The following is a 12,201-nucleotide window of genomic DNA, read 5'->3' on the forward strand; positions in this document are numbered from 1 at the left end:
CTCGCCCGCCGGAGAGCTGCCATGACCGAGCGCATCCCCCTGCGCTACACCGTCGCGTTGCTGGGGTTCAGCGACTTCGAGCACAGTGCGCTCGCCTCGTTCTTCCGCCTCGCCGAGGCCCGCACACCCGCCTACGAGGAAACGGGCTCGCTCGACACCGCCGACTTCGTCGTCGTCAACGCCGACCACGCCCCCACGGTGGCCGCCGTGCGCGACGCGGGCCGCCTGCGCGACGCCGTGCTGATCGGCGCCCAGGTCCCGCCCGACGCCGCGGCGCGCCTGCAGCGCCCCATCGCCCCCACGCACATCGTGCGCGAACTCGACGCGCTGCTCGAGCAGCGCCTGGCCCACCTCGACGTGAATGGCGGCCCCCCCGACTGGGTCGCCTCCGAACCCGGCCTGCTGGGCACGGCCGACACCTCGCGCCAGGGCAAGGACGTGCTGGTCGTCGACGACAGCCGCGTCGCGCTGCGTTTCATGCAGGTGCGCCTGCAGCGGCGCGGCTACCGGGTGCACGTGGCGCACACGCCGGAAGAGGCCCTGGAGAGGCTGGGCGCCCAGCCGTTCACGATGGTGTTCCTCGACGTGGCGCTCGGCCCCCGCGCCTCGATGGACGGCCTGGCGCTGTGCCAGCGCATCAAGCAGGGGCGCCTGCCGGCGGGCCACGACGTGCCGAAGGTCGTGATGGTCACCGGGCTGTCGAGTTCGAGCGACCGCGTGCGCGGCGAACTGGCCGGCTGCGACGTCTACCTCGCCAAGCCGCTGATGGAAGAAGACCTCGACGGGGCCCTGCGCGCGCTGGACCCGTCGTCGGCCACCGCGGCCTGAAATCCCCGGCGCGCAGGTCGCCAATTGCGAATGACTCGCATTTGCATGAGAATGGGTTCTCCGCAACGTCGCCTGGAGCCGTCCATGGACGCCCTGACCGAAGAACACCACATGCCGCAGGTCGAAGCCATGCTCGCCGGCACCCTCGCCCTGATGACCGGCTACAGCCAGTTCCTCCAGGCCGAGGCCAACCCGGCTCACCGCATCGGCATGGGCGAGAAGATCACCCGCAACCTCGCGATGCTGGCCGAACACCCGCAGCTGTCGCCCGACTGCCGCTGCGTGCTGTGGCAGCTGCACGAGCGCTGGGCCGTGATGTCCACCTGCACGCTGGACGCGGCCCCGCTGAACCTGGCGCCGCCGGAGGAGGCACTGGTGGCGCCGGCGAGCCGGACGTTGCAGTGAGTTGCGGTGGGTCCCGGCGTTCGCCGGGACGACGGCAATTCAGTGCTTGTCGCTGCGGGCGAGCGCCAGGAGGTGCTCGACTTCATCGCGGTGCACGACCGTGTTCCGCTTGTGCCACCGCCCGATGACCCACATGATGCCGGCCACCACGAGCCCGAACACCGTGATGGCGACGAAGGCCGAGAGCCCGAACTTCGTCATGCCGGCATAGAACGCGCCCAGCGCCAGGATGCAGGCCTGTTCGTTGAAGTTCTGCACCGCGATGGAACGCCCGGCGCCCATCAGGTTGTGCCCGCGGTGCTGCAGCAGCGCGTTCATGGGCACCACGAGGAAGCCGCCCAGCCCGCCCAGCAGGATCAGGAACGGCGCGGCCACCCACGGGCCGTCGATGAAGTTCAGCGCGATCACCAGCAGGCCCATGCCGATGCCCAGCGGGATCGTGGACGTGGCCTGGTCGAGCCGCATCTTCACGGAGGCCACCACGGCCCCGAGCGCCGTGCCCACCACCACCACCCCCACCAGCAACGAGGCCTGGGTGGTGTTGTAGCCGAGCGCGGCCGCGGCCCACGAGAACACGATGATGCGCAGGTTGCCGGCGACACCCCAGAACAGCGTGGTGGTGGCCAGGGAAATCTGGCCCAGCTTGTCGCTCCACAGGCGCGCGTTGCAGGCGGCGAAGTCGCGCACCAGACCCACCGGGCCGTGCGCCAGCGGCTGCAGCGGCGCGTCGGTGCGCGGGATGTAGAGGTTCAGGATGGCCGCGAGGATGTAGATGGCGATCAGCGTGGCGATGGCCGCCTCGGGTGCGGTGTCGATGCCGGTGTTGATCAGCGGCAGGTCGAGGCCCAGCAGGAAGGTGGAGAGCCGCACGCCCACGAGCTGGCCGCCGAGCAGGAGCCCGAGGATGATCGAGCCGATGGTCAGGCCCTCGATCCAGCCGTTGGCCTTCACGAGCTGCGAGTTGGGCAACAGTTCGGTGAGGATGCCGTACTTGGCCGGCGAGTAGGCCGCCGCGCCCAGCCCCACCACGGTGTAGGCGAGCAGCGGGTGAACCCCGACCAGCATCATCCCGCAGCCGACGAGCTTCACGAGGTTCGAATAGAACATCACCTTGCCCTTCGGTATCGCGTCCGCGAACGCGCCGACGAACGGGGCGAGGATCACGTAGAAGAGCGCGAACATGGGGCCGAGGGCGGGCGTCATCCAGGCCGGCGCCCCGGTGGTCTTCAGCAGTTCGATCGCGGCGACCAGCAACGCCTGATCCGCCAGCGAGCTGAAGAACTGCGCCGACATGATGGTGTAGAAACCTTTTTTCATTCGCTCGTGCTGATTCGCCTCGAAGGCTGCCGGGTGTTCCGGTCGATTGTCATGCGGCGGCCGGTCCGCGGGTCCTGGTCCCCCTGCGGCGGCGTTATAGCACGGGCATCCCGCGGCCCACCCACGCGGGACGGCGACAGCGCTGGCAGAATCGACCGCATGCCCCGTCCCATCGAAGCGCTGATCCACACCGACGCCCTGGCGCACAACCTGGTCCGGGCCCGTCGGATGGCGCCCGACGCGAAGGTCTGGGCCGTCGTGAAGGCCGACGCCTACGGCCACCGCATCGCCCATGCCTTCGAGGGTCTGCGCGGTGCCGACGGCTTCGCGCTGCTCGACATCGCCGAGGCCGAACAGCTCCGCAGGCTCGGCTGGCGCGGCCCCATCCTGCTGCTCGAAGGCTGCTTCGACGCCCGGGACCTGGAGGCCTGCTCCCGCCTGAACCTGTGGCACGTGGTGCACCACGAGGCCCAGATCGACTGGCTGGCCCTCCACAAGACCACCTGGCCGCACCACGTGTTCCTGAAGATGAACACCGGCCTGAACCGCCTCGGCTTCACGCCGGCAGCCTTCCGCTCGGCCTGGCTGCGGCTGTCGGGCCTGACGCAGGTGGACGAGATCTCGCTGATGACCCACTTCGCCGAGGCCGACGGCCCGCGCGGGGTGGACCACCAGGTGGCCGCCTTCGAGGCCGCCACCCACGACCTGCCCGGCGAACGGTCGCTGTGCAACAGCGCAGCCACGCTGCGCGAGTCGCCCGCGCGCCCGAACGTGCGCGGCGACTGGGTGCGCCCCGGCATCATGTTGTACGGCGCCTCGCCCGACCACCCCGAGCACGGCATCGCCCACTGGGACCTCCAGCCCACGATGACCCTGCGCACCCGCCTGATCGCCACCCAGGACCTGAAACCGGGCGACGCGGTGGGCTACGGCGGCGCGTTCGTCGCCGACACCCCGATGCGCATCGGCGTGGCCGCCTGCGGCTATGCCGACGGCTACCCGCGCTCGGCCCCCGCCGGCACCCCGGTGCTGGTCGACGGCCGGCGCACGCGCCTGGCCGGGCGGGTGTCGATGGACATGGTCACCGTCGACCTGACGGGCCTGCCCGACGTCGGCCCCGGCTCGGAAGTCACGCTGTGGGGCCGCGGCCCCGGCGGCGTGGTGCTGCCCATCGACGAGGTGGCCCACCCCGCCGGCACCGTGGGCTACGAGCTGATGTGCGCCGTGGCGCCCCGGGTGCCGGTGAGCGCGGTGCCGTGATCGCCATCGACCCGGCCGAGGTGGAGTTCACCGCCATCCGGGCACAGGGGGCGGGCGGGCAGAACGTCAACAAGGTCTCGAGTGCGGTGCACCTGCGCTTCGACATCCGGGCGTCCTCGCTGCCCGAACCCGTGAAGGAACGCCTGCTCGCCCTCAACGACCAGCGCATCACCGCCGACGGCGTGGTGGTCATCAAGGCACAGACGTCCCGCAGCCAGGACATGAACAAGCAGGACGCCCTGGCCCGGCTCACCGAACTGGTGGCCAGTGTCGAGAAGGTGCCGCGCGTGCGGCGGGCGACGAAGCCCACCTACGGCTCGAAACAGCGACGCCTCGAAGGCAAGAGCCAGCGGTCCCAGGTGAAAGCGGGCCGCGGCAAGGTGAGGGAGTGACGGCGGCGGCGACAATGCCCGGATGGCCAAGGACAAATCGATCTACACCTGCACCGACTGCGGTGCCACGAGCCCCAAGTGGCTCGGCAAGTGCCCCGGCTGCGGCGCCTGGAACACGCTGACCGAGTCGGTCGCCGAATCCCCCTCGAAACACCGCTACCAGTCGCTCGCCGCGGCGCAGCCGGTCACCACGCTCTCCGAGATCGAGGCCACCGACGTCGACCGCCAGCCCACCGGCATCGACGAACTCGACCGCGTGCTGGGCGGCGGCATCGTGGCGGGCGGCGTGGTGCTGATCGGCGGCGATCCCGGCATCGGCAAGTCCACGCTGCTGCTGCAGGCGCTCGACACCCTCTCGAAGACGGTGCGCACGCTGTACGTCACGGGCGAGGAATCGGGCGCCCAGGTGGCGCTGCGCTCGCGCCGCCTCGGGCTCGACGGCTCGCAGGTGCGGGTCATCGCCGAGATCCAGCTGGAGAAGATCTCCGCCACCATCGCGGCCGAGCAGCCCGCCGTGTGCGTGATCGACTCCATCCAGACGATGTACAGCGACCAGCTCACCTCCGCCCCCGGCTCGGTGGCCCAGGTGCGCGAATGCGCGGCCCAGCTCACGCGCATCGCGAAGAGTTCGGGCACGGCCATCATCCTCGTGGGCCACGTCACCAAGGAAGGGGCGCTGGCCGGCCCCCGCGTGCTGGAGCACATCGTCGACACCGTGCTCTATTTCGAGGGCGACACCCATTCCAGCTTCCGCCTCGTGCGCGCCATCAAGAACCGCTTCGGCGCGGTCAACGAGATCGGCGTGTTCGCGATGACCGAGAAGGGCTTGAAGGGCGTGGCCAACCCGAGCGCCATCTTCCTGTCCACCCATGGCGACCCCGTCCCGGGCGCCTGCGTGCTCGTCACGCTCGAGGGCACCCGGCCCATGCTCGTGGAGGTGCAGGCCCTGGTCGACAGCGGCGGCCCCAGCCCCCGGCGCCTGAGCGTGGGCCTCGACCGCGACCGGCTCGCGATGATGCTGGCCGTGATGCACCGCCACGCCGGCATCGCCTGCATGGACCAGGACGTGTTCGTCAATGCGGTGGGCGGCGTGCGCATCAGCGAACCGGCGGGCGACCTCGCCGTGATGCTGTCCATCCAGAGCAGCCTGCGCGGCAAGCCGCTGCCCCGGGGGTTCTTCGCCTTCGGCGAGGTGGGCCTGGCCGGGGAGGTGCGGCCGGCCCCCCGCGGCCAGGAGCGCCTGAAGGAAGCCGCCAAGCTCGGCTTCAGCGTCGCGGTGGTGCCGAAGGCCAACGTGCCCAAGAAGCCCATCGAGGGCCTGACCATCTACCCGGTGGAGCGGATCGAGGAGGCGGTGGACCGGGTGCGCGAACTTTGACGTGACCGGCGCCGGGGAAGGGAACCCGGATGACCGGAAACGTGTCGGACGAGATGCGAGTTGTTATCATTCACAACCGGCGTCACGCCGAACCTCCAGTCCCGTCATGCCTTCTCCCCGCCTTTCCGACCTGCCCAACGGTGCCAGCGGCACCGTGGTCGCCGTCAACGCCGGCACCACGCAGGGTGTCGATGCCTCCACCCTGAACCGCCTCGGCGAACTGGGTTTCCTGCCCGGCGAACAGGTGCAGCTGCTGCGCCGCGGCCCGGGCGGCCGCGAGCCGCTCGCGGTGCAGGTGGGTGAAACGCTGTTCGCGCTGCGGCTCGTCGAGGCCCAATGCGTGGAGGTGTCGGTGCCATGACGACCGAAACCCTCCACACCCCGCTGCGCGTCGCCCTCGTCGGCAACCCCAATTGCGGCAAGACCGCGCTGTTCAACCTGCTGACCGGCGCGCGCCAGAAGGTCGCCAACTACGCCGGCGTGACCGTCGAGCGCAAGGTCGGCACCACGAAGCTGCCGAACGGCCGCACCGTCTCGGTCGTCGACCTGCCGGGCGCCTACAGCCTCACGCCGGCCACGCCCGACGAGCAGATCACCCGCGACATCGTCATGGGCCAGCGCCCCGGCGAACCCGCGCCCGATGCCATCGTCGCGGTGGTGGACGCCACCAACCTGCCGATGAACCTGCGCCTGGTGCTCGAGCTGAAGCGCCTCGGCCGGCCCATGATCGTCTCCATCAACATGATGGACGTGGCCCGCAAGCGCGGCCTCGCCATCGACGTCGCCCGCCTGTCGGCCGAACTGGGCGTGCCCGTGGTCGAGACGGTGGCGGTGCAGAGCCACGGCCACGCCGCGCTGCTGAGCCAGCTCGAGCAGCAGGCCTCCTGGCCCACGCCCACCGCGGCCGACCAGCCCGGCTCGTACGCCGACCTGCAGCCCGAGGTGCGCCGACTGCTCGCGCTCGTGGCGCCGGGCGCCCGCCAGTTCAAGCGCTTCAACCACCGCATCGACGCCGTCGTGATGCACCCGGTGTGGGGCATCGCGCTGCTGGCCGTGCTGCTGTTCCTGATGTTCCAGGCGGTGTTCAGCTGGGCCGCGGTCCCGATGGACGCCATCGAGGGCAGCATGAAGTGGCTGGGCGACCAGGTCACCCACCTGATGGCCGAAGGCCCGCTGCGCAGCCTGATCGTCGACGGCATCATCGCCGGCGCGGGCGGGGTGCTGGTGTTCCTCCCGCAGATCCTGATCCTCTTCCTGTTCATCCTCGTGCTGGAAGACTCGGGCTACCTGCCACGTGCCGCGTTCCTGCTCGACACGCTGATGGGCAAGGTGGGCCTCTCCGGCCGCGCGTTCATCCCGCTGCTGTCGAGCTTCGCGTGCGCCATCCCCGGCATCATGGCCGCCCGCACCATCCCGAACTGGCGCGACCGCCTCGCCACCATCATGATCGCGCCGCTGATGACGTGCTCGGCGCGGCTGCCGGTGTACGCGCTGCTGATCGCCTCGTTCGTGCCCGTGCGCGACGTGGGCATCTTCAACCTGCAGGGCCTCACGCTGTTCGGCCTGTACGTGGCCGGCGTGGTGTCGGCCATGGCCGTCGCCTGGGTGCTCAAGCGCTTCCGCAAGAGTGCCAACTACCAGCCGCTGATGCTCGAGCTGCCGCCGTACCGCTGGCCCAACCTGCGCAACCTGGTGATCGGCCTCTGGGAACGCGCCACCATCTTCCTGCGCCGCGTGGGCAGCATCATCTTCGCGCTGATCGTGCTGCTGTGGTTCCTGTCGAACTACCCGGCCCCGCCCGAAGGCGCCACCGAACCGCCCATCGAGTACAGCTACGCCGGCCAGCTGGGCCGCGGCCTCGAGACGGTGTTCAAGCCCATCGGCTTCAACTGGCAGATCTCCATCGCCCTCGTGCCGGGCCTCGCGGCCCGCGAGGTGGCGGTGGGCGCGCTCGGCACGGTGTACGCACTGTCGGGCGACGAGGAAGCGGTGACGCAGTCGCTGCACGAGGTGATCCAGAAGACCTGGTCGCTCGCCACCGCCTTCTCGCTGATCGCCTGGTTCGTCTTCGCGCCGCAGTGCCTCGCCACCCTCGCCGTGGTGCGGCGTGAAACCAACTCCTGGAGGTACCCGCTCATCATGGCGGGCTACCTCTTCGGCCTGGCCTACCTGGCCTCGTTCGTGACGTACCACGTCACGCTGTGGCTCACGGCCTAGCGGCCGGCGCCCCCTCCTGGAAGGAACGGACATGCAGGACCTCCTCGTCGGATTGATCGTCGCCGCGTGCGCGGTGTATGCGGCCTGGGTCCTGATGCCCGCGTCCTGGCGCCGCGCCACGGCGGCGCGGCTGGCCGGCGGCCCGCTGCCGTCCGCCCTGCGCGCGCGGTTCCAGCGGCTGTCGAAGTCGGCCCCGGGCTGCGGGTGCGACGGCTGCGATGCAGGCACACCCCCGGGCGTGCCGAAGAAGGGCGCCGGCGAACAGCCCATCCAGTTCGTCCGCAAGCTGCCCCGCTGATCCTGGCTGCGGGCATCCCGTACGTCCGGCGCGCCCGGCGGGCCCTAACATCGGCCCCATGAATCGTTACGTCGGTTGGATCCTCGCCGCGATCTTCGTGGCCTTCGGGTGGCGCGTGTACGGCTGGCCCGGTGTCGCCATGGCCGCCACGGTGGTGGTGTTCTGGCTGCTGCTGCAGTTCAACCGCACCCTGCGGGTGATGCAGAACGCCGGCCGGGCGCCGGTCGGGCTCGTGCCGAGCGGCGTCATGCTCAACGCGAAGCTCAAGCCCGGCATGACCATGATGGACATCCTGCAGGTCACGAAGAGCCTCGGCAAGGAGCGCCCCGACCTTCCCGACACCTGGGAATGGCACGACCAGGGCGGTGTCACCGTGACCGTCACGCTCCCCGGCGGGAAGCTGCAATCGTGGCATCTGACTCGACCAGAATCGTCGGGCGGAAACGAAGATTCGGGCGGAAGCGCCGCAAGTCCGTAAAATCACGGGTTTTCTTGTTTCACCCGAATCTCAGGAGCCTTGCCATGTCGATGGCCGATCGCGACGGAAAAATCTGGATGGACGGGCAACTGGTCGACTGGCGCGACGCCAAGATCCATGTGCTCACCCACACCCTGCACTACGGCTGCGGCGCCTTCGAAGGCGTCCGGGCGTACAACACGGTGAACGGCACGGCGATCTTCCGCCTGCGCGAGCACACCGAACGCCTCTTCAACAGCGCCAAGATCCTGCGCATGAAGATCCCCTTCACGCTGGAGCAGGTCATGCAGGCCCAGCTCGACGTGGTGCGCGAGAACAAGCTCGAGAGCTGCTACCTCCGCCCGCTGGTCTGGATCGGTGACGAGAAGCTGGGCGTGTCGCCCAAGGGCAACAAGATCCACCTGATGGTGGCGGCCTGGGCCTGGGGCGCGTACCTCGGCGAGGAAGGCCTCAAGCGCGGCATCCGCGTGAAGACGAGCAGCTACACCCGCCACCACGTCAACATCACGATGACGCAGGCGAAGGCCGTCAGCAACTACTCGAACTCCATCCTCGCGAACATGGAAGCCACCGAGGACGGCTACGACGAAGCGCTGCTGCTCGACTCCGCCGGCTTCGTGAGCGAAGGCGCGGGCGAGAACATCTTCATCATCAAGAACGGCGTGGTCTACACGCCCGACCTGTCGGCCGGCGCCCTCAACGGCATCACCCGCAACACCATCCTCGCGATCTGCGCCGACCTGGGCCTGAAGCTCGTGGAAAAGCGCATCACCCGCGACGAGGTCTACATCGCCGACGAAGCGTTCTTCACCGGCACCGCCGCCGAAGTGACGCCCATCCGCGAACTCGACCGCATCGAGATCGGCATCGGCTCGCGCGGCCCCATCACCGAGAAGATCCAGAGCGCCTTCTTCGACATCGTCAACGGCCGCAACGCCAAGTACGGCGAGTGGCTGTCCAAGGTCTGATCGCCATGAGCAAGAACCCCACCGCCAACCAGCCGCCCGTCGAACTGGTCGCGTCCGACCTGATGGGCCCGGGCGTGGTCGCCTGCCCGAACCCGAAGATGACCCTGTGGAGCACCCACCCCAAGGTCTACATCGACGTGGTCACGGCCGGCGAGGGCAAGTGCCCGTACTGCAGCACGGTGTACCGCCTGAAGGCGGGCGAAGTCGTCCACGGCCACCACTGAGATGACCCGCTCGCTGATCATCGCGCCGCAGTGGATCGGCGACGCGGTGATGTCCGAGCCGCTGTGCGCCCGCCTCGCGGCGCGTGGCGAACGCCTCACGGTGGCAGCGCTGCCGTGGGTCGCCCCCGTCTACCACGCGATGCCGCAGGTGGACGAGGTCGTCGAGCTGCCGTTCGCACACGGCCGGCTCGACTGGTCGGGCCGCCGCCAGGTGGCCGCCACGCTGCGCGGCCGGTTCGACACGGCCTACGTGCTGCCCAACTCCATCAAGTCGGCCTTGATTCCCTGGTTCGCCGGCATCCCGCGCCGCGTGGGCTACCAGGGGGAGGGCCGGCCGGTGCTGCTGAACCAGCGCTTCCCGAACCCGGGCGGACGCCCGCCCATGGTCGCGTTCTACAGCGGCCTGGCCGGCAGCCCGCCGGCCGAGGCCGAACGGCCGAAACTCTCCTTCGATGAAGCCCGGCTCGCCACGGTCACCGCCGCGGTCGGGCTGTCACCGCGCGCCTACTTCGCCTTCGCTCCCGGCGCCGAATACGGCCCGGCCAAGTGCTGGCCCGCCAGCCACTACGCCGAACTCGCCCGCTCGCTCCATGCCCGCCACGGCCAGCCCGTGATCCTGCTCGGGTCCGGCAAGGAAGGCGCGCTGTGCGAGGAGATCGCGAGGGCCGCTCCGGGCGCCTGCCAGGTGCTGGCCGGCAAGACCAGGCTGATCGACGCGATGGCCCTGATCGCCGCCGCCCGCGGCGTGGTCAGCAACGACTCGGGCCTGATGCACGTGGCCGCCGCCTTCGGCATTCCCCAGGTGGCCGCGTTCGGCTCCACCAGCCCCGAACACACGCCGCCGCTGAACCCGCGCGCGCGGGTGCTGTGGCTGAAGGAAGAACTGCAGCTCGACTGCGCCCCCTGCTTCGAGCGCACCTGCCGCTTCGGGCACACGCGGTGCCTCACCGAGATGTCGCCGCAACGCGTCGAAGCGGCACTGGAAGACACACTGGCCGGCTAGAGTTCGCCTTGAGAGGCATCCCGCCGGCGCCGGACCCGGCCCCCTTCGTACAATGGCGGCTTCCTTCGAGAGCCACCATGTCCCGCGCGCAAGAATTCATCCTCACGCTGTCCTGTCGCGATGCCAAAGGCATCGTCTACGCCGTGTCGGGCCTGCTGTACCAGGCCGGCTGCAACATCCTCGACTCGCAGCAGTTCGGCGACCTCCCCACCGGGGACGACGGCGCCGCCACCGGCCTGTTCTTCATGCGCGTGCACTTCGAGGCGCCGGCCCACCTCGCCAACGCCGCCACGCTCGACTCGCTGTTCACCAGCGTGCGCGAGCAGTTCGGCCTCAACGCCCAGTTCCACAGCGTGGCGCGCCGCCCGCGCCTGCTGCTGATGGTGAGCCAGCACGGGCACTGCCTCAACGACCTGCTGTACCGCTGGCACTCGGGCCAGCTCGAGGTGGACATCCCCGCCATCGTCTCGAACCACCCGACGTTCGCCGAACTGGCCGACCGCTACGGCATCCCGTTCCACCACTTCCCGCTCGCCGCGGGCGCCTCGCCCGAGGCCAAGCGCATGCAGGAACGCGAGGTCGAGACGCTGGTGACGCAGCACGAGGTGGACCTGGTGGTGCTCGCACGCTACATGCAGATCCTGAGCCCCGAGTTCTGCGGCTTCCTGCGCGGGCGGGCCATCAACATCCACCACAGCTTCCTGCCGAGCTTCAAGGGCGCGAAGCCGTACTTCCAGGCCCACGACCGCGGCGTCAAGCTGATCGGGGCCACCGCGCACTACGTGACGCCCGACCTCGACGAAGGCCCCATCATCGAACAGGACGTGGCGCGCGTGAACCACGCGCTGAGCGCGCAGGACATCACCGCGGTGGGCCGCGACGTCGAGTGCATGGTGCTCGCCCGCGCCGTGCGCTGGCACGTCGAGCACCGCGTGCTGCTCAACGGCCAGAAGACCGTCGTCTTCCACTAGGACATCATGGCCCGCCCCAAACCCCCCGACGCCGCGCTGCTCGCCTCGCCCGACGACATCGAGCACCAGTTCTACGACGCGCTGCAACGCGGCGACATCGAGCGGCTGATGGCCGTGTGGTGCGACGACGACGACATCACGTGCGTGCACCCGGGCGGTCCGCGGGTCATCGGCCACGCGGCCATCCGCGCCGCGTTCGAGGCCATGTTCTCGAACGGCGTGGTCGACGCCCATCCGGAGAAGGTGCGCCGCCAGCAGGGCCCGATGAGCGCGATCCACAGCGTGCTCGAGCGCATCCAGCTGCTGACCGAGGACGGCCCGCAAGTGGGCTGGGTGATCGCCACCAACGTGTACGTCAAGACGGACCTGGGCTGGCGGCTCGCCGCCCACCACGCCAGTCCGGGCACCGAAACGGAACTGCCCGAGATCGGCGAGGCGCCCTCCGTCCTGCACTGAGAGGCT

At 69.8% G+C, this 12,201-nt stretch carries 15 protein-coding genes; 14 read left to right on the forward strand and 1 reads right to left on the reverse strand.

Features of this window, described 5'->3' with window-relative positions; all coding sequences use genetic code 11:
- Positions 1-21 precede the first annotated feature (21 nt).
- Both A4W93_RS28330 and A4W93_RS28335 read left to right on the forward strand, forming a co-directional pair.
- Positions 22-828, forward strand: a complete 807-nt coding sequence (locus tag A4W93_RS28330) for a response regulator (protein WP_085753793.1) — start codon at positions 22-24, stop codon at positions 826-828.
- A gap of 84 nt (positions 829-912) precedes the next feature.
- Entirely contained in the window at positions 913-1,233 is a 321-nt protein-coding gene (locus A4W93_RS28335) for a hypothetical protein (RefSeq protein WP_085753794.1), read from the forward strand.
- A 39-nt stretch (positions 1,234-1,272) separates the two neighbouring features.
- Here A4W93_RS28335 and lplT read toward each other — a convergent pair whose 3' ends face one another.
- A complete protein-coding gene (gene lplT / locus A4W93_RS28340) occupies positions 1,273-2,550 on the reverse strand; it encodes a lysophospholipid transporter LplT (RefSeq protein WP_085753795.1) in 1,278 nt (425 codons plus the stop codon).
- Between the two features lie 159 nt (positions 2,551-2,709).
- Here lplT and alr point away from each other — a divergent pair, with 159 nt between their 5' ends.
- From alr to A4W93_RS28400, 12 genes are all read left to right on the forward strand, one after another.
- Entirely contained in the window at positions 2,710-3,810 is a 1,101-nt protein-coding gene (gene alr, locus A4W93_RS28345; RefSeq protein ID WP_085753796.1) for an alanine racemase, read from the forward strand.
- Positions 3,807-4,202: an alternative ribosome rescue aminoacyl-tRNA hydrolase ArfB gene (gene arfB / locus A4W93_RS28350; RefSeq protein WP_085754362.1), complete on the forward strand. Its 396-nt coding sequence runs from the start codon at positions 3,807-3,809 to the stop codon at positions 4,200-4,202. Before alr ends, arfB begins: the two co-directional genes overlap by 4 nt.
- A 22-nt stretch (positions 4,203-4,224) precedes the next feature.
- Positions 4,225-5,580 (forward strand): DNA repair protein RadA, encoded by a 1,356-nt coding sequence (gene radA / locus A4W93_RS28355; RefSeq protein WP_085753797.1) that lies wholly within the window; start codon positions 4,225-4,227, stop codon positions 5,578-5,580.
- Positions 5,581-5,686: 106 nt separating this feature from the next.
- Positions 5,687-5,941 carry a FeoA family protein gene (locus A4W93_RS28360; protein ID WP_085753798.1) on the forward strand — a complete coding sequence of 85 codons (255 nt, stop codon included), beginning with the start codon at positions 5,687-5,689 and terminating at the stop codon, positions 5,939-5,941.
- The gene (gene feoB, locus A4W93_RS28365; RefSeq protein WP_085753799.1) at positions 5,938-7,797 is read left to right on the forward strand and encodes a ferrous iron transporter B; all 1,860 of its coding nucleotides are present in this window, start codon (positions 5,938-5,940) and stop codon (positions 7,795-7,797) included. Before A4W93_RS28360 ends, feoB begins: the two co-directional genes overlap by 4 nt.
- 31 nt (positions 7,798-7,828) lie before the next feature.
- Positions 7,829-8,095: a DUF6587 family protein gene (locus A4W93_RS28370; protein WP_085753800.1), complete on the forward strand. Its 267-nt coding sequence runs from the start codon at positions 7,829-7,831 to the stop codon at positions 8,093-8,095.
- A 58-nt stretch (positions 8,096-8,153) separates the two neighbouring features.
- Positions 8,154-8,573, forward strand: coding sequence for a hypothetical protein (locus A4W93_RS28375; protein WP_085753801.1), 420 nt, complete (start codon positions 8,154-8,156; stop codon positions 8,571-8,573).
- Positions 8,574-8,617: 44 nt separating this feature from the next.
- Complete coding sequence (locus A4W93_RS28380) at positions 8,618-9,541, forward strand: branched-chain amino acid transaminase (RefSeq protein WP_085753802.1); 924 nt, start codon at positions 8,618-8,620, stop codon at positions 9,539-9,541.
- A 5-nt stretch (positions 9,542-9,546) separates the two neighbouring features.
- The gene (locus A4W93_RS28385; protein WP_085753803.1) at positions 9,547-9,765 is read left to right on the forward strand and encodes a zinc-finger domain-containing protein; all 219 of its coding nucleotides are present in this window, start codon (positions 9,547-9,549) and stop codon (positions 9,763-9,765) included.
- A 1-nt stretch (position 9,766) separates the two neighbouring features.
- Positions 9,767-10,768 carry a lipopolysaccharide heptosyltransferase II gene (gene waaF / locus A4W93_RS28390; RefSeq protein ID WP_085753804.1) on the forward strand — a complete coding sequence of 334 codons (1,002 nt, stop codon included), beginning with the start codon at positions 9,767-9,769 and terminating at the stop codon, positions 10,766-10,768.
- Positions 10,769-10,845: 77 nt separating this feature from the next.
- Positions 10,846-11,739: a formyltetrahydrofolate deformylase gene (purU, locus tag A4W93_RS28395; protein ID WP_085753805.1), complete on the forward strand. Its 894-nt coding sequence runs from the start codon at positions 10,846-10,848 to the stop codon at positions 11,737-11,739.
- Positions 11,740-11,745: 6 nt separating this feature from the next.
- The gene (locus A4W93_RS28400) at positions 11,746-12,195 is read left to right on the forward strand and encodes a YybH family protein (protein ID WP_085753806.1); all 450 of its coding nucleotides are present in this window, start codon (positions 11,746-11,748) and stop codon (positions 12,193-12,195) included.
- Positions 12,196-12,201: the final 6 nt, after the last annotated feature.

Origin of the sequence: Piscinibacter gummiphilus (assembly GCF_002116905.1) — a bacterium.
Taxonomy (GTDB): Bacteria; Pseudomonadota; Gammaproteobacteria; order Burkholderiales; family Burkholderiaceae_C; genus Rhizobacter; species Rhizobacter gummiphilus.